Source organism: uncultured Halomonas sp. (assembly GCF_947501415.1).
Taxonomy (GTDB): Bacteria; Pseudomonadota; Gammaproteobacteria; order Pseudomonadales; family Halomonadaceae; genus Halomonas.
Map to the genome: position 1 here is coordinate 90,855 of NZ_CANMVL010000002.1, position 24,085 is coordinate 114,939.

Annotated in this window: 22 protein-coding genes; 6 read left to right on the forward strand and 16 right to left on the reverse strand. The window is 65.5% G+C overall.

The genetic code is table 11. The features are described from left to right. Nucleotides 1-122: 122 nt before the first annotated feature. The gene (lipA, locus tag Q0894_RS01180; RefSeq protein ID WP_299230769.1) at nucleotides 123-1,190 is read left to right on the forward strand and encodes a lipoyl synthase; all 1,068 of its coding nucleotides are present in this window, start codon (nucleotides 123-125) and stop codon (nucleotides 1,188-1,190) included. A 199-nt stretch (nucleotides 1,191-1,389) separates the two neighbouring features. On the opposite strand, the gene lipB is transcribed toward lipA, so the two are convergent. From lipB to Q0894_RS01235, 11 genes are all read right to left on the reverse strand, one after another. Further along, nucleotides 1,390-2,058, reverse strand: coding sequence for a lipoyl(octanoyl) transferase LipB (lipB, locus tag Q0894_RS01185; RefSeq protein WP_299230771.1), 669 nt, complete (start codon nucleotides 2,056-2,058; stop codon nucleotides 1,390-1,392). After that, entirely contained in the window at nucleotides 2,058-2,369 is a 312-nt protein-coding gene (locus Q0894_RS01190) for a DUF493 domain-containing protein (protein WP_299230773.1), read from the reverse strand. Before Q0894_RS01190 ends, lipB begins: the two co-directional genes overlap by 1 nt. 307 nt (nucleotides 2,370-2,676) lie before the next feature. Beyond that, nucleotides 2,677-3,888, reverse strand: coding sequence for a D-alanyl-D-alanine carboxypeptidase family protein (locus tag Q0894_RS01195; protein ID WP_299230775.1), 1,212 nt, complete (start codon nucleotides 3,886-3,888; stop codon nucleotides 2,677-2,679). 43 nt (nucleotides 3,889-3,931) lie between these two features. After that, nucleotides 3,932-4,897 (reverse strand): septal ring lytic transglycosylase RlpA family protein, encoded by a 966-nt coding sequence (locus Q0894_RS01200; protein ID WP_299230777.1) that lies wholly within the window; start codon nucleotides 4,895-4,897, stop codon nucleotides 3,932-3,934. Further along, a complete protein-coding gene (gene mltB / locus Q0894_RS01205) occupies nucleotides 4,897-5,964 on the reverse strand; it encodes a lytic murein transglycosylase B (RefSeq protein WP_299230779.1) in 1,068 nt (355 codons plus the stop codon). The genes Q0894_RS01200 and mltB overlap by 1 nt, the downstream gene beginning before the upstream one ends. Nucleotides 5,965-6,001: 37 nt before the next feature. Next, entirely contained in the window at nucleotides 6,002-7,162 is a 1,161-nt protein-coding gene (rodA, locus tag Q0894_RS01210; protein ID WP_299230781.1) for a rod shape-determining protein RodA, read from the reverse strand. 41 nt (nucleotides 7,163-7,203) lie between these two features. Next, nucleotides 7,204-9,087, reverse strand: coding sequence for a penicillin-binding protein 2 (gene mrdA, locus Q0894_RS01215; protein ID WP_299230783.1), 1,884 nt, complete (start codon nucleotides 9,085-9,087; stop codon nucleotides 7,204-7,206). 27 nt (nucleotides 9,088-9,114) lie between these two features. Then, a complete protein-coding gene (gene rlmH, locus Q0894_RS01220; RefSeq protein ID WP_195688298.1) occupies nucleotides 9,115-9,582 on the reverse strand; it encodes a 23S rRNA (pseudouridine(1915)-N(3))-methyltransferase RlmH in 468 nt (155 codons plus the stop codon). Further along, entirely contained in the window at nucleotides 9,579-9,941 is a 363-nt protein-coding gene (gene rsfS, locus Q0894_RS01225; protein ID WP_132041512.1) for a ribosome silencing factor, read from the reverse strand. Before rsfS ends, rlmH begins: the two co-directional genes overlap by 4 nt. 99 nt (nucleotides 9,942-10,040) lie before the next feature. Continuing rightward, on the reverse strand, nucleotides 10,041-10,670 hold the full coding sequence (nadD, locus tag Q0894_RS01230; RefSeq protein ID WP_299231205.1) for a nicotinate-nucleotide adenylyltransferase: 630 nt from the start codon (nucleotides 10,668-10,670) through the stop codon (nucleotides 10,041-10,043). Nucleotides 10,671-10,717: 47 nt separating this feature from the next. Further along, the gene (locus Q0894_RS01235) at nucleotides 10,718-12,028 is read right to left on the reverse strand and encodes a glutamate-5-semialdehyde dehydrogenase (protein ID WP_299230788.1); all 1,311 of its coding nucleotides are present in this window, start codon (nucleotides 12,026-12,028) and stop codon (nucleotides 10,718-10,720) included. Between the two features lie 111 nt (nucleotides 12,029-12,139). Between Q0894_RS01235 and Q0894_RS01240 the strand changes: the two genes are divergently transcribed. From Q0894_RS01240 to Q0894_RS01250, 3 genes are read left to right on the forward strand one after another with little or no spacing between them, the layout of a single operon-like run. After that, complete coding sequence (locus Q0894_RS01240; RefSeq protein WP_299230789.1) at nucleotides 12,140-13,009, forward strand: hypothetical protein; 870 nt, start codon at nucleotides 12,140-12,142, stop codon at nucleotides 13,007-13,009. After that, nucleotides 12,996-13,922: a GGDEF domain-containing protein gene (locus tag Q0894_RS01245; RefSeq protein ID WP_299230790.1), complete on the forward strand. Its 927-nt coding sequence runs from the start codon at nucleotides 12,996-12,998 to the stop codon at nucleotides 13,920-13,922. The genes Q0894_RS01240 and Q0894_RS01245 overlap by 14 nt, the downstream gene beginning before the upstream one ends. Before the next feature lie 35 nt (nucleotides 13,923-13,957). Then, nucleotides 13,958-15,361, forward strand: a complete 1,404-nt coding sequence (locus Q0894_RS01250; protein WP_299230791.1) for a bifunctional DedA family/phosphatase PAP2 family protein — start codon at nucleotides 13,958-13,960, stop codon at nucleotides 15,359-15,361. A gap of 166 nt (nucleotides 15,362-15,527) precedes the next feature. On the opposite strand, the gene Q0894_RS01255 is transcribed toward Q0894_RS01250, so the two are convergent. From Q0894_RS01255 to mpl, 3 genes are all read right to left on the reverse strand, one after another. Next, nucleotides 15,528-16,151: a LysE family translocator gene (locus Q0894_RS01255; protein ID WP_299230793.1), complete on the reverse strand. Its 624-nt coding sequence runs from the start codon at nucleotides 16,149-16,151 to the stop codon at nucleotides 15,528-15,530. 73 nt (nucleotides 16,152-16,224) lie between these two features. Continuing rightward, nucleotides 16,225-16,863: a flavin prenyltransferase UbiX gene (locus tag Q0894_RS01260; protein ID WP_299230795.1), complete on the reverse strand. Its 639-nt coding sequence runs from the start codon at nucleotides 16,861-16,863 to the stop codon at nucleotides 16,225-16,227. Further along, nucleotides 16,856-18,235, reverse strand: coding sequence for a UDP-N-acetylmuramate:L-alanyl-gamma-D-glutamyl-meso-diaminopimelate ligase (mpl, locus tag Q0894_RS01265; protein ID WP_299230797.1), 1,380 nt, complete (start codon nucleotides 18,233-18,235; stop codon nucleotides 16,856-16,858). The genes Q0894_RS01260 and mpl overlap by 8 nt, the downstream gene beginning before the upstream one ends. 370 nt (nucleotides 18,236-18,605) lie before the next feature. Between mpl and Q0894_RS01270 the strand changes: the two genes are divergently transcribed. Then, nucleotides 18,606-19,862 carry a 6-phosphofructokinase gene (locus tag Q0894_RS01270; protein ID WP_195688413.1) on the forward strand — a complete coding sequence of 419 codons (1,257 nt, stop codon included), beginning with the start codon at nucleotides 18,606-18,608 and terminating at the stop codon, nucleotides 19,860-19,862. 150 nt (nucleotides 19,863-20,012) lie between these two features. On the opposite strand, the gene Q0894_RS01275 is transcribed toward Q0894_RS01270, so the two are convergent. Beyond that, a complete protein-coding gene (locus Q0894_RS01275) occupies nucleotides 20,013-21,746 on the reverse strand; it encodes a bifunctional protein-serine/threonine kinase/phosphatase (protein ID WP_299230801.1) in 1,734 nt (577 codons plus the stop codon). 248 nt (nucleotides 21,747-21,994) lie between these two features. Between Q0894_RS01275 and ppa the strand changes: the two genes are divergently transcribed. Further along, nucleotides 21,995-22,525 carry an inorganic diphosphatase gene (gene ppa / locus Q0894_RS01280; protein WP_299230802.1) on the forward strand — a complete coding sequence of 177 codons (531 nt, stop codon included), beginning with the start codon at nucleotides 21,995-21,997 and terminating at the stop codon, nucleotides 22,523-22,525. 130 nt (nucleotides 22,526-22,655) lie between these two features. Here the strand turns inward: ppa and Q0894_RS01285 are convergent, their stop codons facing one another. Then, complete coding sequence (locus Q0894_RS01285; RefSeq protein ID WP_299230803.1) at nucleotides 22,656-23,870, reverse strand: DUF2333 family protein; 1,215 nt, start codon at nucleotides 23,868-23,870, stop codon at nucleotides 22,656-22,658. Nucleotides 23,871-24,085 lie beyond the last annotated feature (215 nt).

The window sequence follows — 24,085 nt, forward strand, 5'->3', positions numbered from 1 at the left end:
GGTAAATTGGCCCCCGTTACCAGCAACCCAAGCGCCAAGGCGGGCCAGGCCGGACCAAGCCCCTAAAGGGGCACCGCGGCCACGTCGGCCCGACAGACGCCGAGCGGAGGGGTTCACACCCTATGAGCGACAGCACCCCGAAAACCACCATTTCCAGCGGCCAGAAGTTTCGCACCGAGCACGGTTTTGCCGCCATCAAGGACGGCATCAAGCAGCGCCGCGAGCATAACGAGCGCAATGAGGGCGGCGTAGCAGCGGGTCGCAAGCCCAAGTGGCTGCGTGCCCAGATTCCCGGCGGCGAACGCTTCGAGGCCGTCAAGCGCAACGTCAACGAACATCGCCTGAGCACGGTGTGCGCCGAATCCCACTGCCCCAATATGGGGGAGTGCTGGAGCAACGGCACCGCTACCATCATGCTGATGGGTTCGGTGTGCACCCGTGCCTGCCGCTTCTGTGCCGTGGACACCGGCAACCCTGGCGGCTGGCTGGATGCCGAGGAGCCGTCCAACACCGCCAAGTCGGTGGAGCTGATGGGGCTGCGCTACGTGGTGCTGACCTCGGTGGACCGTGACGATCTCGACGATGGTGGCGCCACCCACTACGCCGCCTGCATCCAGGCCATCAAGACCAACACCCCGGAGGTGGTGGTCGAGGCGCTGACCCCCGACTTCGACGGCGTTCACTCCGCCATCGAGCGGGTCGTCGACTCGGGTCTGGAGGTGTTCGCGCAGAACGTAGAGACCGTGGAGCGCCTGACCGAGCGGGTGCGTGATCCACGTGCCGGTTACCGCAAGACGCTGGATGTACTGGCTCACGCCAAGGCTCACAACCCTCGCGTACTGACCAAGACCAGCCTTATGCTGGGCCTGGGCGAGAGTGACGAGGAGATCCTGGCCACCTTCGACGACCTGCGAGCCATCGGCGTGGATATCGTCACCCTAGGCCAGTACCTGCGCCCTACCCGCAACCACCTGCCGGTGGAGCGCTGGGTCAGTCCCGAGGAGTTCGACCGCTATCGTCGCCTGGGGCTCGAGAAGGGCTTTATGGAGGTGGCAGCGGGGCCGCTGGTGCGCTCCAGCTATCGCGCCGACCGGGTATTCGAGAAGAACAACCTGGGGCTGGCGGCGCCCGCCGAGGTGCCCGGCCAGGCGCCGGATGCCAACCGCATCGACGCAATCAACGTGGGATAACACATCCTCGCCCCAGGGCTTCCGCAGATAGTCTGGCAGTTCGGTAGCCCGGGGCTGACCTGGCGACAAACCTCCGAGGAGGCGCTGTAAATACCTCCCTGTACGCTACCTCAGCCGTCCCTGGTCCTCGGACCTCCTCTTCGGTTTGTCCCCAGCGCCCCTTGATTCCGGCAACTGCGATAGCTCTGGCCTTCGCCCCTTACGCCTCGTCGTTTTGAAGCTCCCGCCCCAGCTGCCGTGCCAGGCAACGTGCCAGGTGCTCGCCCGCCGCCTCCACTCCGGGGCACTCATCGACCAGATCGGCCAGGCGCGTCATCCGCATGCCGGCATAGCCACAGGGGTTGATGCGCTGAAAAGGTGACAGATCGCCGTCGATGTTAAGCGCTACTCCATGGAAGCTGCCACCGCGGCGAATGCGCAAGCCCAGCGAGGCGATCTTGGCCTCCCCCATGCCCGGCTGCTCTACATAGACTCCGGGAGCATCGGGGCGCGCCCGCGCCTCGACCCCATACTCGGCGAGCATGGTAATCACCGCGTCTTCCAGGGCGGTGACCAGGTCTCGCACACCCAGTCCGGCCCGGCGCACATCGATCAAGGGGTAGAGCACCACCTGGCCCGGGCCGTGGTAGGTCACCTGACCACCACGGTCGGTCTGCACAACCGGGATATCACCGGGCAACAGCAGGTGCTCAGGTTTTCCCGCCTTGCCCTGGGTAAACACGGGGTCGTGCTCGACCAGCCAGAATTGATCCGGCGTGGCGGCATCGCGCTGGTCGGTCAGCTCGCGCATCGAGCACCATACGGGCTCGTAGGGGCGGCGACCCAGGCGGTGCAGTTCGATCGGAGGATGCGCGGCTTGATCGCTCATCACACCACCATATGCACGCGGCCGGTCGCCTTGAGCTCCTCGAACAACGCCTTCAGCTGAGCTTCGCTGGTGGCGGTGATGGTGAGCCGAACCGACTGGAAGCGGCCATTGCGGCTATCGATCACCTGTACGCTGGTGGCATCGAATTCGGGGTCATGACGGCAGGTGATCTGACACACCACCGCCGCGAAGTCATCGGCGGCATCCCCGACGACCTTCACCGAGTAGTCGCACGGAAAGGTGATCTTGGGTGGCTTGCCGGAGACCGGCTGGCTGGGGCGACGCAGATCGCGCAGCGACTTGTCGTTCATGCGGGTTCCAGAGAATCGTGAATAGGCGACCATTTTACTCAAGCCCTGTCCGGGTGACCAATTAAAGGGCCTAAACGACATGGCCATCGCAGTTACCGATAGGGCAATAGTGAAAGGCGCCGGGGACAGGTCGGAGAGGGGGTCCGAGGACCAGGGATGGCCGAGGTAGCCTACAAGGAAGTACTCGTAGCGCCCCCTCGAAGGCCTGTCGCCGGAACAGCCTTGAGCGGTACTTACATCTCCTAAACGACGCGGAGCAAGCCCCCTGGGCTTGCTCCGCGTCGACTGGGCTGGGCAACACAGGTGATCAGCCGAACCAGCCACCGATCAGGTTGGAGAAGAAGCGCTGCACCTGGTCGATCAGCTTCTTGATAAAGCCACCCTCCTCGACCGTCTCCAGGGCCACCAGGGGGCGCTCGCCGACCAGTTCGGCACCCAGACGCACCTCCAGAGTGCCGACCCGATCCCCCTGCTGGACCGGCGCCTCGATATCGGCCTGGATGTCCAGCTTGGCGGTAAGCTCATCGTTTCTCGCCCGCGGCACGGTCATCACCACATCGCTGTCGACGCCGACGCGCAGCTCGTTGATCTCTCCCCCCCACACGCGCGGGGTGTTCAACACCGAGCCGCGGTCATAGAGCTTGAGGGTCTCGAAGTAGCGGAAACCATAGCTGATCAGCTTCTGGGTCTCCTGGGCCCGCGCCTCCTCGGAGTTGGCCCCCATCACCACCGAGATCAGCCGCATGTCGTCACGCTTGGCCGAGGCGACCAGGCAGTAGCCCGCCTCCTCGGTATGCCCCGTCTTGAGTCCATCGACGCTGGGGTCACGCCACAGCAGGCGGTTGCGATTGGGCTGACGGATATCGCTGTAGGTGAAGTACTTCTCGGCGTAAATCTTGTAGTGTTCCGGGTAGTCCTGAATGATGTGGCGCGAGAGCTGGGCCAGGTCGCGGGCCGTGGAGTAGTGATCTTCGGCTGGCAGGCCGGTGGCGTTGCGGAAGTTGGTATTGGTCATCCCCAGGCGGTCAGCATGCTGATTCATCAGATCCGCAAAGGGCGCCTCGCCACCGGCAAGGTACTCGGCCACGGCAACGCTGGCGTCATTGCCCGACTGGATGATGATGCCGTAGAGCAGGTCACGGATTGAGACTTCGGTGCCCACCTCGATAAACATCTTCGAGCCACCGGTGCGCCAGGCGTTCTCGCTGACCGGCACCCGATCGTCCATGCTGATGTTACCGCGATCGAGCTCACGCTCGACTAGATAGGCGGTCATCAACTTGGTGAGGCTGGCGGGCGGCAGGCGCTCGTCCGAGTTATGTTCGGCCAGGATTCGCCCACTGTCGGCATCCATCAGGATCCAGCCGCTCGCCGCCAGCTGGGGTGGCGAGGGTATCAGTGTCTGGGGCCGAGGAGCCGGGACCTCCTGTGCCACGACAGGAGCGGTGACGAACAGTGTCAGACTGGCCAGCAGCACTGCTAGCAGACGGCCACATCGTAGGGAAAACAGCTCTTTCATGGGTGACTCTCGTCAGGTCATTCTGGAAAGGGATTGGGGCCGATTACTCGGCCCCCTTGACAATAAAGCTATCGCTGAAGCCGGCACGCCGCAGCGCCTGGCGCAGTGACTCGAGCTGGTCGGGACGTGCAATGGGGCCCACCTGCACGCGATGGACCCCCGAGCCCCCGGCCACACGAACCGGCTGCGTCAGTTCGCGCTCGAGCCGGGCACGCAGGGCCTGGGCATTGGTAGCAGAGCCCAGCGCCGCCACCTGCAGATAGAGCGGGCGCTCAGTGGAGCGGCCATCCAGCGGGCGGCCTTCCGGGGGCTGATCCTGGATGTTAGACGCCTGGCCAGGCACAGAGGCCACCGGCGGAGTCGTCGCCGGCTGAGCGAGACCCTGCCGCTCATCAGCAGCGCTCTCAGTCGCCCTCTCGGTGCCGTTCTCGGCAAGCCAGCGGTCGACGTCGATGGCCTCGACTCGCACCCGGCCGGTGCCGTTGTCGAGAATGTCCAGACGCGCCGCCGCCGCATAGGAGAGGTCGATCTCGCGCTCACTGTGGAAGGGTCCACGGTCATTGACCCTGACGATCACCGAGCGGCCATTGTCCAGGCTGGTCACCCGGGCATAGGTCGGCAGCGGCAATGAGCGATGGGCCGCCGACATCTTGTACATGTCGTAGATCTCGCCATTGGACGTGGCATAGCCATGGAACTTCTTCCCATACCAGGAGGCCGTTCCCTGCTTCACGTAACCACTGGCGTCAGGCAACACATGGTAGGTCTTGCCCCACACCTCATAGGTAGGCCGGTTGCCGCCGCGCGAGTGCGGCTCATGGCGAGGCTGCGCATCGGGCACCCGGCTGACGTCCGGCGGCTCCTCGGGATAGGCATCACCCGTCATGGCATAGCGCCCTGCCTGAGACACCGTGTCGGCCTGACCCGTACCGGTCGGTTTGTGCCCACCACTGCCGGCACAGCCGGCCAGGGTGATGGCAAGGGCGATGGGCAGCCAGCGTAGCATCATCAACGCACCTCCTCGTCATCGACATCCACCGCCTGGTGCCAGCCAGCCCCGAGGTCACGGGAAGCCGCGATGGCCTCGGCCAGCTCCATTGCCGCCATGGCGTAAAGATGACTGTGGTTGTAGCGGGTAATCACATAGAAGTTGACGTCTCCCAGCACATAGCGCCAGTTGCCCTCTCCCTCCTCCAGCGCCACCGGCATCAAAAGACGCTCATCGGCCAGCGCCATGGGAACCTCGATGCCGGCCTGGCGCAGCGCATCCGCACTCACCGCGGGGCGCCGCGCCGCGCGGTTGAAGTCGATGCTCTCGGGAGGCTGCGCGGGGCCCTCGGCCGCGTACAGTACCGACTCACCGGCCTGCCAGCCGTGCTCGGCAAAGTAGTTGGCCACGCTGCCGATGGCATCCACCGGGTTGTTCCAGAGGTCGCGCAGGCCATCGTCGTCGAAGTCGACGGCATAGGCGCGATAACTGGTAGGGATGAACTGGGGATAGCCCATGGCACCGGCATAGGAGCCGAGGGGCTCCTGCGGCGGGACCTGCTGCTGGTAGGCGATCTCCAGGAAGGCCGCCAGTTCGCCACGGAAGAAGTCGCCGCGTCGCGGGTGGTGGAAGGCCAGGGTGGAAAGGGAGTCGAGCACACGATGTTTGCCGGTGATGCGTCCGTAGCGAGTCTCCACCCCGAGGATGGCGGCGATGATCTCCTCGGGAACCCCATACTCCTCCTCGGCTCGGGCGAAAGCCTCGGGGTGCGCTTTAATAAAGGCGACGCCGGCCTCGATACGCTCGTCATCCAGGAAGATCGCCCGATACTCGTCCCAGCGCAGGCGTCGCTCGGCGGCCCCCGACATGGCGTCGAGAACCTCCTGACGGTAGCTTGCCTGCTGCATGGCACTCTCCAGCCAGGCACGCTCGATTCCCTCACCGGCCAGCTCATTGACCAGCTGCCGGGCCCCGTCATGATGATCGGGAGCAAACTCCTGTGCCGCCAGTGTCGAACTGGCCAGCAAGGCGGCACAGGCCACCGTCGCCAGGCGCTTCTTCCTTCCATGAATGCATGACGACGTCATGTACGCTCTCCCGTGTCGATACCTGACCCAGCCGCGGTCAGCGAGGCAGCAGCCGGCGGTGGGCATGAATGGCCATGAGAATACCGAAACCGGCCATCAAGGTCACGCTGGAGGTGCCGCCATAGCTGACCAGCGGCAGCGGCACGCCGACCACCGGCAGGATACCGCTGACCATGCCGACGTTGACGAACACATAGATGAAGAAGGTCAGTATGATACTGCCGGCCAAGAGGCGGCCGAAGGTCTCCTGAGCCTCGGCAGCGAGCCACAGCCCCCGACAGACGATCAGCAGGTAGAGCAGCAGGAAGGCCAGCATGCCCACCAGGCCGAACTCCTCACCCAGCACCGCAACGATAAAGTCGGTATGCCGCTCGGGCAGGAACTCGAGCTGGGACTGGGTCCCTTCCAGCCAGCCCTTACCCAGTACACCACCGCTGCCGATGGCGGTGGTGGACTGGATGATGTTCCAGCCCGCCCCCAAGGGGTCGCTGTTGGGTTCGAGAAAGGTCAGCACGCGCCGGCGCTGATAGTCATGCATGTTCATCCACAGAAGGGGCAGCGCCGCCGCGACCAGGGCGGCGAGCAGACCGATGATGCGCCAGGAGAGCCCCGCCAACAGCACCACAAAGACCGCCGCGATAGCCACCAGCAGCGAGGTGCCGAGATCGGGTTGCTTGGCGATCAACACCACCGGGACTCCGATGATCAACGCGCACACCGCAAGATCCCGGAGCCTGGGCGGTAGCTCACGGCGACTCAGGTAGGCGGCCACCATCAACGGCATCGCCAGCTTCATCAGCTCGGAGGGCTGGAAGCGAATCACGCCTGGAATCACCAGCCAGCGCTGGGCCCCCATGCCCATGTCCCCCACCAGCTCCACCGCTATCAGCATCGCCACACCGAGCAGATAGGCCGGCAGCGCCCAGCGCATCAGTGTCGCCGAGCTGAACTGCGCGATCACCACCATTACGCCCAGCGCCACGCAGTAGCGGACTCCCTGGGAAATCACCGTATCGATACGCTGACCACTGGCGCTGTACATCACTATCAGGCCGGCTCCCATCAGCAACAGCAGCATGCCCAGCAGCCAGGGGTCCAGATGCACCCGCTCCCAGAACCCGCGGCGGCGCGACATGCCGCTGGCCGGTGCCTTGATCGGATGTGGGCGCCAGGGGCGCGACAGCCCGCTCAGCGCCATGAGCCGGTTCCTTGCCAAACGTTCATGCCACTCCTCCCATACTACCCCTCCAGCTCTTCGCGGATCTGCTCCACATCGGGCTCCTCATCGTCCAGCAGCCAGGCATCGGTCATCGCCCGGGCCAGATGAGCGGCATGCGTACTGCCGCCACCGGCATTCTCGACGATCACCGCCACCGCGATCCGTGGCGCCTCGACCGGCGCGAAGGCCATGAACAGGGCATGGTCACGCAGCCGCTCGGCCAGCTCGTCGGCGTTATATTTCTGGTCCTGCCCCAGCGAGAAGACCTGGGCGGTGCCCGACTTGCCCCCCATGCGATACTCGAGCCCCACTCCCGTCCGCCGTGCGGTTCCCTCACGACCGGAGATCACCTTCTCCATGCCGGAGAAGACGCGATCCCACCACGCCTCATTGCCCAGATCGATATCCTGAGGCGTCTCCGCCAGGGGGGACGGTAGCGCTTCATCGCCGAGACGCATGGCCAGGCGTGGCTTGACCCACTCGCCACGATTGGCCAGCACCGCGGTAGCGGTGGCCAGCTGTAGTGGCGTGACCTGCCAATAGCCCTGGCCGATGCCCACCGACAGCGTTTCTCCCGGGTACCAGGGCTGGTTGTAACGCTCCTGCTTCCACTCCCGGGAAGGCATCAAGGCACGGCTCTCACCGAAGATGTCGTGACCGACCCGCGTGCCGAAACCGAAGCTGGTCATGTTGGCATGGATGCGGTCGATGCCCAGCTCGTGCGCCAGGGTGTAGTAGTAGGTGTTGTTGGAAACGGCGATGGAGCGTTCAAGATCGACCCGGCCATGCCCCCAGCGCAGCCAGTTTCGGTAGCGTCTCTTGTCATTGGGCAGCTGGAAATAGCCAGGGTCATAGATGGTCTGGTCGGGCGTGATCACGCCTTCAGCAAGGCCTGCCAGAGCCAGGAAGGGCTTGATGGTCGAGCCGGGAGGATAGTGACCACGAATCGCACGGTTGTAGAGCGGCAGGTCCAGGTCCTCCTGCAACCCGCGATATGAGGTCACGTCGATGCCGGTAACGAACTGGTTGGTGTCGTAGCCCGGGGCCGAGACCATCGCCAGGATGCCGCCGGTGGCGGGCTCGATGGCGACGATGGCCCCCCGCCGACCATCGAGCAGGTCAAAGGCCAGATGCTGCAACTTCTTGTCCAACGTCAGGGTCAGGTCCTTGCCGGGCGTGGGGTCGGTGCGGCCGAGTTCGCGGAGCACTCGGCCCCTGGCGTTGGTCTCCACCTTGCGCAGGCCGGACTCGCCATGCAGCTCGTCCTCGTAGAAGCGCTCGACGCCGGTCTTGCCGATAAAATGGGTCCCCGCATAGCGCCCCGCATCCAGGCGCTCGAGCTCCTCGGCATTGATGCGCCCCACATAGCCCAGGGCATGGGCCATCACCTCGGCATCGGGATAGTAGCGCAGCAGCTGTGCCTCCACCTCGACCCCGGGCAGCAGGTGGCGATTGACCGCCAGTCGTGCGATCTGCCCCTCGTCGAGGTCGCTCATCAACAGGGCGGGCTGATAGGGGCGCTGACGCTGGCGCGAGCGCACTCGGAAGGCCTCCACCTCCTCGGGCGAGAGCTCGAGAATCTCCACCAGCCGAGTCAGGGTGGCATCGAGATCCTCGGCCCGCTCACGCACCAGCGTGAGGTTGTAGGTGGGCCGGTTCTCGGCCAGCAGCTCGCCGTTGCGGTCGTAGATCAGGCCCCGAGTCGGTGGCAGTGGCTCGACTCTCACCCGATTCTTCTCGGAACGAGTGGTGTAGACCTCGTGCTGCACGATCTGAAGATAGGCCAGGCGGCCCATCAGCAGACCGGTCAGGGCAAACACCACCAGCAGCGCAAGCAGCGCACGCACCCGAAAGATGCGTAGCTCCTGCTCGGGGCTCTTGAGGTTGTGACGTGGCTTGCGCATGGAATTTCCGGTGGGCGAGTCGTCGACTCAGCGATGGTAGGGATGACCAACCATCAGCGTCCAGGCGCGATAGAGCTGTTCGGCTAGCAGGATGCGGACCAGGGGGTGAGGCAGCGTCAGCGGCGACAGCGACCAGCGCTGGTCGGCCGCGGCGGAGAGCTCCGGTGCCAGGCCATCGGGACCGCCGACCAGCAGGGCGACATCACGGCCGGCCAGGCGCCAGGCTTCGGCCTGCTCGGCCAGCCGTTCGGTGCTCCATGCCTTGCCGCCCACCTCCAGGGCGACCACATGCTCATCACCACGCAGCTTGGCCCGAATCCGCTCGGCCTCGCTCGCCATGGCGCGCGCCAGGTCGGCATTCTTGCCGCGCTGCCCGGGCGGGATCTCCTCCACCTGCAGGGAGAAGTCCCTCGGCAGCCGCTTGCGGTACTCTTCGACACCCTCGGTGACCCAGGCGGGCATGCGCGTACCCACCGCCAGCAAGCGCACCCTCATGTGCCGGAAAGCTCGCTTTCACGCTCCAGATCGCTGGGCAGGTCGGCCCAGAGTCGCTCCAAGTCATAGAGCTGGCGAGTCTCGGGCAGCATCACATGGACCACCAGGCTGCCCAGGTCGACCAGCACCCAGTCGGCACCGGCTTCACCCTCGACGCCGCGGGGCTGAAGGCCCTGCTCCTTGGCACGCTCCACGACCCGCTGAGCCAGCGCTGCCACGTGACGGGTCGAGGTACCGCTGGCGATGATCATCAGGTCAGTCACGCTGGTAAGCCGTGAAACATCCAGCTGAACAATATCCTTGGCCTTGAGTTCTTCCAGCGCGTCCACCGCCAGAGTCTTGAGAGCATCGTTATGCATAGGGTCTTCTGTAGGCTGTCGTTGAATAACCATTGTAACGCCTTGACCATCGTCTGACAGGGTTCGTTCAGTCGACTTTTCTTCTGGGTCGACCTTCCCTCACTCCTGACGATAGAGGTCGTGGGCGGTGATGCGCGCCTCCACCGCCTCGGGCAGCAGATAGCGAACGCTGAGCCCGCCGGCGAGACGCCGACGCAGCTCCGTCGCCGAGATCGCCATCCGGGAGGGCAGCCGCAGGCGGAGCAGGCCGCCGGCCGGACGCGCCATCAGGGACTCGACATCCGTACTTTCGCGCCCGGCAATCAGCTCGCGCAGTGCCACCGGCAGCGCCGCCTGATAGTCGGGGCGGTCTACCACCACCAGGTGGGCCAGCTCGAACAAGCGCTGGGGCTCATGCCACTCGGCCAGGCGCAGGAAGGCGTCATGGCCCAGCGCCATGACCAGCCGCGCCTCGCTGCCGAGCTCTTCACGCAGTGATGCCAGCGTATCGGCGCTGTAGGAGGGGCCCTCGCGCCCCAGCTCGCGGCCGTCGGCGAACAGCCCCGGCGTATCGCCGATACCCAGTCGCAACAGTGTCAGACGCTCGGCCGGTGATACGCTCGGCTCGCCACGCAGCGGCGGCGCCTTGGCAGGGATCAGGTGGACGCGATCGAGCCCCAGCGCTTCACGTAGCTCGACCGCGCTGCGCATGTGCCCCAGATGTACCGGGTCGAAGGTACCGCCCAGCATGGCGATGCGCGCCGGGCGACCGCCCTGCCCCGAGGAGTGCCACTCGCTCACTGGCGAACCTGACCGTCGCCCAGTACCACGTACTTGCGTGTCGTGAGCCCCTCGAGACCCACCGGGCCGCGGGCGTGCAGCTTGTCGGTCGAGATGCCGATCTCCGCCCCAAGGCCATACTCGAAGCCATCGGCGAAGCGGGTCGAGGCGTTGACCATCACCGAACTGGAGTCGACCTCGGCCATGAAGCGCCGTGCGAGACTCCAGGACTCGGTGACGATGGCATCGGTGTGGTGGGAACTGTAGCGCTCGATATGCGCCATGGCGGTCTCGATTCCATCGACCACGCGAATCGCCAGCACCGGAGCCAGATATTCGGTTTGCCAATCCGCCTCGTCGGCCACCGCAACTTCCGGAAGTAGCTCGCGGGTACGTTCGCACCCCCGCAGCTCGACGCCATGCTCGGCGTAGGCCGCCGCCAGCTTCGGCAACAGCGACTCGGCCAGGGGGGCATCCACCAGCAGCGTCTCCATGGTATTGCAGGTGCCGTAGCGGTGGGTCTTGGCGTTCACCGCGATCGCCAGGGCCTTGTCGGGATCCGCCGTTGCATCCAGATAGACATGGCAGACACCATCGAGGTGCTTGATCACCGGCACGCGAGCCTCACGAGAGATGCGTTCGATCAGCGACTTGCCGCCTCGTGGAATGATCACATCGACAAACTCGGGCATCGCGATCAGGCGGCCCACGGCGGCACGATCGGTGGTGGCCACCACCTGCACGGCCCCGTCGGGCAGCCCCGCAGCAGCCAGCCCCTCACGGATGCAGGCCGCAATGGCGGCATTGGAGTCACGCGCCTCGGAACCACCGCGCAGGATGGCGGCATTGCCCGACTTGAGACACAGGCTGGCCGCTTCCAGGGTGACATTGGGGCGCGACTCGTAGATGATACCGATCACCCCCAGGGGGACACGCATCTGGCCGACCTGGATACCGCTGGGACGCGCACGCAGGCCATCGATCTCACCCACCGGGTCAGGGAGCGCGGCCACCTGGCGCAACCCCTCGATCATGGCATTGACACGCTGATCGTCCAGTGCAAGTCGATCGAGCAGGGCATCGTCCAGGCCGGTCTCCCGCCCGCGCGCGAGATCACGAGCATTGGCCGACAGCACCTCCTCACGCGACGCCTCCAGACTCTCGGCCATGGCCAGCAGCGCGGCATTCTTGGGGCCGGTGGGCGTACGACGCAGGATCGCGGCGGCCTTGCGGGCCGACTGGCCGAGGCCAGTCATGTAGGCATCGATGTCGCGGATCTCCTCGGCGCCTGCAGCGGCGGCGCCGTCACGCTGGACTTGAGCTGTCATGCCAGAAAGTGTCTCCTGTGAGCGTGGCCTGAACGAACCGATACGGCGCTATACTGGCGCGCGATGGGCACGTTGCGGATTAGGGAGTCATAGTAAGCCACCATGCAGAACATGTACAAAGTCAGCCTGCTGCGTCTCAACCTGCTCCTGGCGGCGCTGCTTCCGGCACTGATGGTGCCCTATGCCCACGATCACTCGGAGGCCATGCTGCTGGGCCTGACCGCTGCCTGGCTCGCCATCAGCGCCGGCCTGGTGGAGTTCAGCCACCGTCGTCCACCGCTGATCCCCTGGCAACTCCTGCCGAGCCTGTTGCTCGGTGCCCTGCTATGGTCCTCGGCCGACCGCTACCCCTACTGGCTCTGGGCCTGGGCCGCCCTGATCATCCTGCCTCAACCGACCTGGATGGCCGTCCTCAACCTTATGCTGGCGACACTCTCCCTGGCCTGGGTGGCGCGACAGCTGCCCATCGAGCAGGCCATGATGACCGGTCTGGTGCTTATCCCGATGCTGGTACTCGGGCTCGTTCGCACGCGCCGGCTGACCCCACTGTTCGCCCAGGCCAGGGGTCGGGTCAGCCTGGTGCCGGGCGAGCGGCTCTGGCCCCGAGCCAGGCTGGCCGGTGATCTGGCCCGAGAGGAGGGTCGTGCTCAGCGCGACGGCACCCACACCGAGCTCGTGCTGGTACGAACGCGACGCCGTCATCTATGGAGTGTGGCGCAGCAACTGTGCGAGATGACCCGGGGCTTCGAGCACTGCTATCGCCTCGACAAGCGCACCCTAGGAGCGCTGCTGATCAGTCGCGACGCTACTCAGGCGGAACCACGTCGCCGACGGCTGCTTGAACACCTGAGCGAGGTGGAACGAGCGCGGGTCGTCGCTCTGCCGCATGCCCGTTCGCTCGCAGAGGAGCTGCGCGCCCTGGAACGGCAGCAACCGCCTTTCATCTCTACGCCAGGGACGACGACCAATGCTGACGCCTGATACGCCACGCCTGCTGGCGTGCCTCTTTGCACTGGGGGCCGTGCTGCTGTTTGGTCAGGCAGTGTGGTACTACCTGGTCGGTGACTACACGCGAATTCTTCTGCCGGCCCTGTTTGCACCACTGGTATTGACCGCTGCCCTGATGCGACTTGGACAGCAGGAGACGGCACGCCTATCGGCCTACCTGGTACTGGCCTGCAGCTACCTGCTGGTCGCCACCAGTCTGCCGCAGGACGATTCCCCCCCACTGCTGTGGCTGGGACTTCCCCCGATGCTGACCCTGCTGCTGCTGCCACTTGGCCAGGCCACCCTGCTCAACCTGGTGCTGGCACCGATCTGGCTGCTGCTGGCCGACCTCACCCCACCGGCCCCCCAGGCGCTGGGCTATGTGGCGCTGGTCGCTGCCGCTGGGTTAGCCCCCTGGGGCATACGCCATCATCATGCGTTATGGCTCGCCACCGATCCCCGAGACCAGGAGTGTGCCGCCCTGAAGGCAGCGCCGCTGCTCGAACGGTTGGAGAGCGAGGCGGAGCGTGCCGACCTCCTCGATCAGCGACTTGCCGTGGCCGTGCTGCACCTTCCGCAGCTGGAGATGGCCGGGGAGCAGTTCGGAGGCCTCGCTCGACAGGCACTGCTGAATGCCTTCTGCAGGACAGTGAGCGAACATAGCCGTGATCACGATCTGCTGGGACGCATCGGGGACGCCGACTTCTGGCTGGTGATGCCCGGCACCAGCGAGAACGGAGCTCTGCTGGTACGACAGCGTATCGAGGAAGCCGCGTCTGTCGCCACGCTGCACGATACCGGCGGCATTGAGATTCGTGGCGCCATCTGCTCACACCCTGCGGGGGAGCCCTTCAGGGAATTCAAGCGTCGACTGGAGACCACCACCCAGCGCCTCGCCGATTGCTGACAACCAGACGGCCTCGACAGGGATGACCTCTTGCCATGAACCTTGCTCAGCTGCTGAGCCAGCTCACGCCGTCACCGGGTGTGCTGCTGTTGATTATTGCCTGCATCGCCATGCTGGAGTCACTGGCCGTGGTGGGGGTTCTGGTGCCCGGCGTGCTGCTGATTACCGCCGCTGCCTCCATGGCCGGCCACCAGGAGCTGGCGCTGCCGGCCCCACTACTTGCCGCCTTTATCGGCGCGGTAGCGGGTGACAGCGCCAGCTTCGTACTCGGTTATACCCAGCGTGAACGCGTCACCCGGTGCTGGCCGTTCTCACGCCACCCCGAGTTTCTCGCCCGGGGGGCTCGCTTCTTCCAGCGCCAGGGGGTGCTGTCGGTGTTCCTGGGCCGCTTCGTGGGCCCCGTCAGGCCTATCGTGCCGCTAATTGCCGGCATGCTGCACATGCCTCCACGCACCTTTCTCTGGGCCAACCTGGCCTCCGCGGCACTGTGGGCACCGGCCTATGTGCTGCCAGGCTACCTCCTGGGACGGACCTGGGATCAGTTGCTCGAGGTGCCCCCGGCCCTCCACCAGCCGCTGACACTGCTGGGCGTGATGCTGCTTGCTCTGGTAGTGACGTTCTCCTGGCTACGCCACCACGCCAGCCGGGATGGCCGCGCCTATCGGTTTAGCGCCGGTCTGGCTCGGCGCCATCCGGTGCTGCGCAATCTGTGGCTGCGCCAGAGCAGCGACGGAGAGGTTCCCCTGGGCAGCCTGCTGCTGCTGATTCTGGCGTTGGGCGGCGTGTCTGGCTGGACTCTGCATGTCCTGCAACATGGCTTGCAGGGCCCGCTGCCCGTCGACCGCCAGATCCAGATGCTATTCGAGGCGATCGCCACCCCGTCCCTGGTCCTCGTCGGCCAGGGGCTGGCACGCTTCGGCGACCTGCTTGGCGTGGTGGCACTCGCCCTGCCCTGGGGCGTGTGGCTGCTGTGGCGGCGGCGTCTGGATGCCCTCTGGCACGTTACCGCGGGACTGCTCGGCATCTCACTGCTCAATGTCGTGGGCAAGGCACTGTTCGCGCGGCCGCGGCCCGATACCCCGGCCCATCTCGCCGACTCCTTTTCCTACCCCAGCGCTCACACCTCCGGCGCCGTGGTACTGTTCGGCCTGGCGGCCGCCTTCGCCGCCCGGGAGCTCGCCCCCGCCTGGCGCCACTGGGCCTACTGGGCGGCGACGCTCGCCGTGACACTGATGGCGCTTTCACGGCTGATGATCGGCGTGCACTGGTTCAGCGACCTGGTCGGCGGTGCCCTGCTGGGGTTGGTCGTCTGCGCCCTGGTGCAGCTCTCCTGGCAGGCCCGAGCACGTCCCGCCCTTGCTCCCTGCCCGTGGCTCCGGCTAGCCGTCGCTTCTCTCGGCCTGGCGGCGGCACGAATCGCCTGGTTGCCGCCTATCTGACCGGGCTTTGCCCGGAGCTGTAAGCTGGAAGCTGGAAGCTGGAAGCTGGAAGCTGGAAGCTGGAAGACAGCATGAGCCCGCCGCTATTGGGGTCAAGAGTTTTCTTCCAGCTTCAAGCTTAAGCCTGCGAAGCAGGCTCTCTTCCAGCTCCCGGACGAAGTCCTGGTTAGCCCAGCGCCAGCCATATCCCCACCCCGACCATCAGGGTGCCGGCGATACGGTTGAGCAGTCGCACGCTGCCACCGTGCGCCAGCAGACGACGCAGTCGGCTGCCGCCGGTGGCGTAGAGCAGCAGGCAGATGAACTCGATAATCAGTATCAGCGCCACCAGCACGACGAGCTGGCCGGCCAGCGGCCGTCCGGCGTCGAGAAACGGGGGCAGCAGCGCCACGAAGAAGGCCCATCCCTTGGGGTTGGCCACGGCGGTCACGAACCCTTGCATGGCCAGCTGACCGCGGCCGGCGGGCGCCACCTCCATCCCCTCCTCGGGGATCGCCATGCGCCCACGGGAGCGCCACATCATGATACCCAGGTAGGCCAGGTAGGCACCCCCGAGCCACTTGAACAGCGCAAAGAGCTCCGGTTGACGAAGCATCAAGGCCGCCACGCCAACGCCCGCCGCCGCGGCCACCACCCCCACACCGACCAGCTCCCCGGCCATCATCCACAGGCTGCGGCGAACGCCCTGCGTCATGCCCAGCACCATGGCCAGGGTCATACACATCCCGGGCGTCAGGGAGACGAGAAAGAAGGTCGGCAGGAATACCGACAGCAAACCCGGATTGATCATGCGAGAGACCTCCATGTCACGGCTGTTTCAGGCGATAAAGGGCCAAGCAACCGAGCGGGCAAGTACCGTGCGCCTAGTGGCCAGGCACCGAGTGGCCCGGCTCTCCCCAGCGCGGCATCAAGCGGTGTTCTATCCCTAGCTGGTTGAGGATGCGCGCGACGATAAAGTCGATCAGGTCGTCGATCGACTGAGGGCGGTGATAGAACCCCGGCGCGGCTGGCAACACCACCACCCCCTGGCGGGTGAGGTCGAGCATGTGCTGGAGATGGATCGCCGAAAGCGGCGCCTCGCGCGGCACCAGCACCAGGGTGCGCCTCTCCTTGAGTGCCACGTCGGCGGCCCGCTCGATCAGGTTGTTGCTCGCCCCGGTGGCCACCGCCGAGAGAGTGCCGGTCGAGCAGGGACAGATCACCATGGCCGAGGGAGCGCCGGAACCGGAGGCCACCGGGGCCATCCAGTCCTCGCGGCCGAAGCAGCGAATCTGCCCCGGCCGCGCCCCGCTGCGTTCGACGAGACTCTCGGCCAGCCGCTCGGGCCGGGCGGGCAACTCGATATCGGTCTCGGTGGCGATCACCAGATGAGCCGCCTTGGAGATCATCACCCACACCTCATGATTCGCCGCCACCAGGGCGTCGATCAAGCGCAGTCCGTACTGCGCACCGGAGGCGCCGGTCAGCGCCACCGTGACCGGCGAAGCAAACTCCTCAGCCATGAGCCGCCTCCAGTGCTGCCAGCAACTTCTCGTGAATACCGCCGAAACCGCCGTTGGACATCACCACGATCCGATCATAGGGCCTCGCCTCGGCGACCAGCGCCGATACCAGCGACTCCAGGTCCTGTTCGAGTCGCGCCGGTATCGGACTCTCCGCGATAATGGGCTCCAGGGGCCAGTCCAACCCCTCCGGTCGATACCAGAAGGCCACATCGGCGTCGGACACGCTCGCGGCCAGGCGGTCACGCAGGGTACCCAGGCGCATGGTATTGGAGCGAGGCTCGATCACCGCCAGCAGCCGACCCCGGGCGGTAGCGGCGCGTAATCCCTGTAACGTGGCAGCGATCGCCGTGGGGTGGTGGGCGAAGTCGTCGATCACCTGGATATTGGCCACCTCTCCCCGCACCTCCTGGCGTCGCCGCGGGGACTCGAAGCGCGCCAGGGCGGCGGCCCCCCGCACCAGGCTCACCCCACAGGCATGGGCAGCGGCGAGCGCTGCCTGGGCGTTGCGGGCGTTGTAGAGGCCGGTCAAGGCCCAGTCGACCACCGCATCCTCGTTGGCCTCGGCATCCTGGTGGATGACCCGAAAGCGAGAGGCGTCATCACGCTCAAGCTCGAGCCGCCAGGCGCTCGTGGGGGACTCGCCGAAGCGCACCACCGGGCTCCAGACCCCCATGCTCAGCACACGCTCCAGGGCCGGTTCACCGTCGCCTACCAACAGCACTCCTCTGCCCGGCACCGTGCGCACCAGATGGTGGAACTGACGCTCGATCGCGGCGATATCGTCAAAGATATCCGCATGATCAAACTCCAGATTGCCCAACACGGCGATACTGGGGCGGTAATGAACAAACTTGGAGCGCTTGTCGAAGAAGGCGGTGTCGTACTCGTCGGCCTCCACCACGAAGGGCGCATCCGCGGCGCCGAGGCGCGCCGAGACACCGAAGTTGCGCGGCACGCCTCCAATCAGAAACCCCGGCGCAAGCCCCGCCGACTCCAGCAGCCAGGCGACAAGGCTCGCTGTGGTGGTCTTGCCATGGGTACCCGCCACGGCGATCACCCGCCGCCCGGGCAGCACATGCTCGGCCAACCACTGGGGGCCCGAGACGTAGGGCAGACCGGCATCGAGCACCGCCTCCACTTCGGGGTTGCCCCGCGACAGCGCATTGCCGATCACCACCAAGTCGGGGCGTGGCTCAAGATTGGCGGGCGAGTACCCCTCACACAGCGCGATACCAGCCTCCTCCAGCTGGGTGCTCATGGGGGGGTAGACCCCCGCATCCGAGCCACTGACCGTGTGGCCCAGCTCGCGCGCCAACAGCGCCAGGCTGCCCATGAAGGTGCCACAGATACCAAGGATATGAAGGTGCATGGAACTCGCTCCAGCATGGGTCCGATGAGTGCGCCAGCCAAGGCGCGAGGAGAGGCGAGACTAGCATGCCCCCGACGAGCCCCTCCAGCTCTACCGGGTGCAGGCAGGGCTGTCGCAGTTACCAGAACCGAGGGGCGCTGGGGGCAAGCCGAAGAGGAGGTCCTACGCCAGGGAAGGCGTCGGTAGCGCCCAGGGAGGGGTTCACAGCGCCTCCTCGTAGGCTTGTCGCCAGACCAGCCCCGAGCTTCCGAGCTGCCAAGCTTTCTGCGATACCTCTCGGGTGCAGGGCAAGGGGGTTTCGGCTAGAATCCCCTCCACCTTCACCCTCTTCCATCCCAACAGTAGCGACGACCAGGAGCAGAATAGCCCCATGGCCCATAACGCCTTCTACGCCCAGTCCGGCGGCGTCACCGCCGTGATCAACGCCAGCGCCTGTGGCGTGATCGAGGCCTGCCGCCGTCATCCCGACCAGATCGGCAAGGTCTATGCCGGCCACAACGGCATCATTGGCGCCCTCACCGAGGAGCTGATCGACGTCAGTCGAGAGTCAGACGAGGCGATCGCCGCACTGCGCCACACACCGGGCGGCGCGTTCGGCTCCTGCCGCTACAAGCTCAAGGACATCGAGACCCACCGCGCCCAGTATGAGCGGCTGATCGAGGTGTTCCGCGCCCACGATATCCGCTACTTCTTCTACAACGGTGGCGGCGACAGTGCCGACACCTGCCTCAAGGTCTCGCAGCTCTCCGAGAAGCTCGGCTACCCGCTCACCGCGATTCACGTGCCCAAGACCGTGGACAACGACCTGCCGATCACCGACAACTCGCCGGGCTTCGGCAGCGTGGCCAAGTATATTGCCACCTCAACCCTGGAGGCCTCCCTCGACATCGCCTCCATGTGCGCGACTTCCACCAAGGTCTTCGTGCTCGAGGTGATGGGTCGCCATGCCGGCTGGATCGCCGCCGCCGGCGCCCTGGCCGGCCAGGGCGAGGGTGAGCCGCCCCACCTGGTGATCTTCCCCGAGATCGCCTTCGACCGCGAGGCGGTGATGGCTCGCGTCGACCATGCCGTCAAGACGTACGGCTACTGCGTGATCGTGGTTTCCGAGGGGGCGCGCTACGAGGATGGCACCTTCCTGGCCGATGCCGGCAACACCGACGCCTTCGGCCATCGTCAGCTGGGCGGCGTGGCGCCGACCCTGGCCGGCATGGTCAAGCAGGACCTGGGCTACAAGTATCACTGGGCGGTGGCCGATTATCTGCAGCGCGCCGCCCGCCACCTGGCCTCCGCGACCGACGTGGAGCAAGCCTACGCCGTCGGCGAGGCGGCGGTGGAACTGGCCATCGAGGGCAAGAATGCGATGATGCCGGCCATCAAGCGGGTCTCCGAGGCACCCTACCAGTGGCGCATCGAGCCGGCCCCGCTCGCCGAGATCGCCAACCGCGAGAAGTTCATGCCCCGCGACTACATCAGCGAGAATGGCTTCGGCATCACCCAAGCCTGCCGTGACTACCTGCTGCCATTGATTCAGGGCGAGGACTTCCCCCCATTCGATAACGGCCTGCCCCGGGTGGCAAAGCTTGCCAAGCACCGCGTCGAGCGCAAGCTGCCCGACTTCGAGCTTTAAATAAGGTCGCGCGATAAACCCTATCGCGCGATGCAAACCATCGCTCAATAAATTGCGCTCCTACAAGACAGTAGAGCCAGACCGTGACGTAGGAGCCCAATTTATCGGGCGATACAAGCCATCGCGTATCAGTGGTGGCGGTGGCCGCCGCTATCGCAGCAACCAGGAAAGCACCAGCAGCAACAGCAGTATCGCGGCCACCCCCTGCCAGAACTGGCCGGCATCCCGGGATCTCCTCGGGGTGCCGAGCACCTCCGGTTCGCGGTGCAGAGTTGCCAGCGGCTGGCGCAACTCACGCAGGAACTCCGACATGCGTCGATAGCGTAGCGCTCGCTGGGGATCCAGTGCCCTACGCAACGCCTCGTCGAGTGCCTGGGGGACCTCGGGGTTACGCTGCCGCGCGCTGCGATAGGCCAGCTGTTCGAGGTCGGTATGCCGCAGCAGGCGGTTGGGGGGCACCACATAAGGCAACTCACCGGTCAACAGCCAGTAGACCGTGGAGGCATAGGAGTACTGGTCACTGCGCCGACCGATCCCGTCACCCAGCGCATACTCGGGAGCGCTGTGTTCGGTGAGCCCGACCTGACGCAACAGTTCGTGGGCATCCTTGAGCCCCGCCCCGTCACGCCTCCGGCAGGCGCTGAAATCGGTCAACACCACCTTCCCATGAGGATCGATCAGCACGTTGCCGGGATGAATCAGCTGATGCAGCAGCTCCCGATGATGCAGAGCCTGCACCGCCTTGCCCAGCTGGTTGGCGATATCCAGGCGCTGGGCAAGGCTTGCCTGGGGGTGGCGTCGCGCCCAGTCGGCCAGCGTCTCGCCCTCCACATGATCCATCAGGTAGTAGAGGTAGCGCCGTGGCCGCGACGGCTCCATGATGCGCGCCACGAAGGGCGACTTGACGCGCTCCACCACCCACTGCTGCAGCAAGAAGTGCTCCAGATAGATATTGCGCAGGGAGAGTTCGGGGCTCGGCGCCTTCATCACCATCACACGCCCGCTCTGGAGGTCGCTCACCCGGTAGACACGTGACTGGGCGGTACGCGACAGCACGGCCTGCACCTCCAGCCCCTCGAGGCGGTCCCCGGGCGAGAGCTCGGGCGGAATCGGCAGTTCGCCATACACCTTCGCCGGGTTGTCCGACTGCTCCTCGGGAAGCTCATCGATACGCAGCAGCTGAAAGCAGAACTGATCGGCCCCGTAACCGCGGGACTGGGCACGCTCCACCGCCGCCTCGGCCAGCCGGTCGCAGGCGGCATGCAGATCACTGGCGTCCTGGCGGATCAACTGCACATACTCGGATGGCATCAGGGTGCCCAGCACCGCCTGGGTGGTGAACAGGAAGAGGTCCCCCTGCTTGACCGGAAAGCGGACGTAATCGATATCGATGCTGTTATCCATGCCCAGCGCACGCGAGGGGTAGCGATACCCCCCCAGGTCGGTGACATGGTCTCGCGTAAGCTGCTCGAACTCCGCCCCGCGTAGCCGGAACACCAGGGTGTCTCCCATATGGAAGAGATGGCCCTCGGTGCCGCGCAGCACCAGCGCCGACAGCGAGGTGACGTAACTGCCGTCCGTCACCTGACGACTCTGGCTATAGGTCCAGGCATTGAGCGCAAGCAGCACGCGAGTAGCCGAGGTCTTGATGTCCCAGTGGTCGGGGGTGGAGTAGTAGTCGCTCAGGAAGCTGCGCACACTGAGATCGCCAGCCTGCTTGGCCATGCTGTTGCGCTGGGTCGCATCGCTGATAAGCGCGCAGGCACCCTTGGCGTTGAGCTGAGGGGGCTCGGGTAGGCATACCGACATGGAGCTGCGGTGCCGCCGGCGATCCGGCGCCACGAAGGCCTGACCAAAACTCAATGACAGCTGCGCGGGTGACACTCGCCTCTCCTTACCCGATGAATCATGCGCGGCCATGATACACGCCGTGGCCCGGCACGGGTGCAACAGCATGACCATAATGACACCTTCTGAGCACCGAAAAGGGCGCCGGCACCTATGTCGAATTGGTATTCGGTCGGGCTGGCCCGTATAATTTTGCGGATTTTTTCTTCCAGACGACGCGCCAATATCTTCTGCCAACCACCTCTTCTACCACCCCCTTCTTTTACCAACCCAAGGAAGCGACGATGAACTTCGATAATATCCCCGCCGGCAAGGAGCTCCCGAACGACATTTATGTGGCGATCGAGATTCCGGCCAACCACGCGCCGGTCAAGTACGAGATCGACAAGGACATGAGCGCCCTGCTGGTCGACCGCTTCATGGCCACCCCGATGTTCTATCCGGCCAACTACGGCTTCATCCCGCACACCCTGGCCGACGACGGTGATGCCCTGGACGCCCTGGTGGTTACCCCTTGCCCTGTCCAGCCCGGCAGCATCATTCGCGCCCGTCCGGTAGGTATCCTCAACATGACCGACGAAGCGGGCGAGGACGCCAAGCTGGTGTGCGTGCCGCATCAAAAGCTGTCCAGCCTCTATGACGACGTTCAGGAGGTGACCGACCTGCCCGAGCTGCTGCGCCAGCAGATCGCCCACTTCTTCGAGAACTACAAGGATCTCGAGAAGGGCAAGTGGGTCAAGGTGGAGTCCTGGGAGGGCGCCGAGGCAGCCCGCAAGGCCATCGAGAAGGCATCCGACGCCTATCACAAGGCCTGATTCAGAAAGCACTCCAGACCTCTGCACTCTGCCCTCCGGGTCATGAGTGTTGAGCATAAACGCAGCGGGCCGCCCTAGAGGCGGCCCGCTGCGTTTGATGGGCATTGGAAACCCTGTCAAGTAAGCAAGTTCACTGCTCGGCAGCCTGACCCTCTTGCGTTTCCGACCCCACCTGGTCGTCCAGACTGGGCGTCTGATCTTGCTCGGCCCCCTGCTCAGTCCCCTGCTCGACCTCCTGTTGGTCGGCAGCTTCCTGCTCAGGCTGGGCGTTGCGCTCCACATCGAGTACCTCAGGTTCGCTGGCGGGTGCTTGCTGGACTGCCTCTCCGGCCACCTCCTGCTCGGCACTCTCGGCAAGACGAGTGATGATCGACTCGACCAGGTCGCGGGCCCGGCTGATGTGATGTGCCATCACCAGCGTATGATTGGCAAAGGGACCGAAACCCTGGCCGCTCATCACCACCGGGCTCCACAGGCGACGCTGGGTCATGGCAAGCTCAGCCCGCAGCCGCTCCCACTGCTCGACTACCTCAGCCGCCCCCAGCACATCGGCCTGATCACGCTGCACCCCCTCCAGCATCTGCACCAGCGCCCAACCAGTGCCGCGCGCCTCGAAGAAGACGTTGTCGACCCGATACCAGGGGGTGCCCTCGGGGAGCGCCTCGCCATCGATGGCGAGCTCCTGCAGCAACTGATGACCCCCGGCACCCGAGGCCAGTCGCAACGACAGGTCGTCGAGATCTACGCGAACATCGGCGAGCCAGCGGCGCAGCCCCGCTCCGGGCACGAAGCCTTCGGCCTCCATGCCGCTCAATGCCATCAGCTGGCGGTCCAGGGCAGTCACCGCCGACATCAGGCGATCCTCGGTGGCGGGTCGATACCAGTCGAGACCGTCGCCCGCCAAGCCGCGAACCGCCTGCTCGAGATGCTCGACCTCGCCCGGATTCATCGAGGGCAGCGCCCGCGCCAGGTTCTTGGCCTGGTTCAGCACGCCCTGCTCCCAGCTCGGCATGTTGTCCAGCCACAGACCGGGCGGGAGCCGGTCATTACGCAGATAGCCGCCAGGCTTGTCGTAGAGCGTCTCGACGATGGAGGCCAGGGTCGCGACCGTTACCACCCCTCTGGCGGCGGGCTCGCTGCCGGCATCACCGCGACGCTCCATGGGCACCCGCTCGACGCTGTGCGGCGCCGGTGTGCGACTCCACCAGATCCCGAGCGCCAGCGTCACCACCAGATAGATCACCAGCAGTGCCAGCAACGGTTTCCAGATCCACCCGTAGTCGGGCCGCTCCAGCGCTTCGATCTTCTTGCGACGCTTGGCGTCGCTGCTGCCCATCCAAGCCATGTGCAGGTTCCTTTCCTATACGAGACTTTCCCATATGAGACATGGAGCGTGCGACAACGTGGCACACCAGATACCACGCTCCTCGATGAAGACACGCCCTCCCCTTGCGTTATCCTAGCACCCGACCAGCACAAGCGGTCAGCTCGACCTTGCCCGGACTACAGGCCCCTGATGCGAAAGCCCTGCTGGATGCATCGTCACGACAGGGCACGCCT

Bases quoted from the DNA above. Each gene is read 5' to 3' on its own strand.
- lipA (WP_299230769.1), top strand. From the start codon at position 123: ATGAGCGACAGCACCCCGAAAACCACCATTTCCAGCGGCCAGAAGTTT.
- lipB (WP_299230771.1), bottom strand. From the start codon at position 2,058: ATGAGCGATCAAGCCGCGCATCCTCCGATCGAACTGCACCGCCTGGGT.
- Q0894_RS01190 (WP_299230773.1), bottom strand. From the start codon at position 2,369: ATGAACGACAAGTCGCTGCGCGATCTGCGTCGCCCCAGCCAGCCGGTC.
- Q0894_RS01195 (WP_299230775.1), bottom strand. From the start codon at position 3,888: ATGAAAGAGCTGTTTTCCCTACGATGTGGCCGTCTGCTAGCAGTGCTG.
- Q0894_RS01200 (WP_299230777.1), bottom strand. From the start codon at position 4,897: ATGATGCTACGCTGGCTGCCCATCGCCCTTGCCATCACCCTGGCCGGC.
- mltB (WP_299230779.1), bottom strand. From the start codon at position 5,964: ATGACGTCGTCATGCATTCATGGAAGGAAGAAGCGCCTGGCGACGGTG.
- rodA (WP_299230781.1), bottom strand. From the start codon at position 7,162: ATGGCGCTGAGCGGGCTGTCGCGCCCCTGGCGCCCACATCCGATCAAG.
- mrdA (WP_299230783.1), bottom strand. From the start codon at position 9,087: ATGCGCAAGCCACGTCACAACCTCAAGAGCCCCGAGCAGGAGCTACGC.
- rlmH (WP_195688298.1), bottom strand. From the start codon at position 9,582: ATGAGGGTGCGCTTGCTGGCGGTGGGTACGCGCATGCCCGCCTGGGTC.
- rsfS (WP_132041512.1), bottom strand. From the start codon at position 9,941: ATGCATAACGATGCTCTCAAGACTCTGGCGGTGGACGCGCTGGAAGAA.
- nadD (WP_299231205.1), bottom strand. From the start codon at position 10,670: ATGCTGGGCGGTACCTTCGACCCGGTACATCTGGGGCACATGCGCAGC.
- Q0894_RS01235 (WP_299230788.1), bottom strand. From the start codon at position 12,028: ATGACAGCTCAAGTCCAGCGTGACGGCGCCGCCGCTGCAGGCGCCGAG.
- Q0894_RS01240 (WP_299230789.1), top strand. From the start codon at position 12,140: ATGTACAAAGTCAGCCTGCTGCGTCTCAACCTGCTCCTGGCGGCGCTG.
- Q0894_RS01245 (WP_299230790.1), top strand. From the start codon at position 12,996: ATGCTGACGCCTGATACGCCACGCCTGCTGGCGTGCCTCTTTGCACTG.
- Q0894_RS01250 (WP_299230791.1), top strand. From the start codon at position 13,958: ATGAACCTTGCTCAGCTGCTGAGCCAGCTCACGCCGTCACCGGGTGTG.
- Q0894_RS01255 (WP_299230793.1), bottom strand. From the start codon at position 16,151: ATGATCAATCCGGGTTTGCTGTCGGTATTCCTGCCGACCTTCTTTCTC.
- Q0894_RS01260 (WP_299230795.1), bottom strand. From the start codon at position 16,863: ATGGCTGAGGAGTTTGCTTCGCCGGTCACGGTGGCGCTGACCGGCGCC.
- mpl (WP_299230797.1), bottom strand. From the start codon at position 18,235: ATGCACCTTCATATCCTTGGTATCTGTGGCACCTTCATGGGCAGCCTG.
- Q0894_RS01270 (WP_195688413.1), top strand. From the start codon at position 18,606: ATGGCCCATAACGCCTTCTACGCCCAGTCCGGCGGCGTCACCGCCGTG.
- ppa (WP_299230802.1), top strand. From the start codon at position 21,995: ATGAACTTCGATAATATCCCCGCCGGCAAGGAGCTCCCGAACGACATT.
- Q0894_RS01285 (WP_299230803.1), bottom strand. From the start codon at position 23,870: ATGGCTTGGATGGGCAGCAGCGACGCCAAGCGTCGCAAGAAGATCGAA.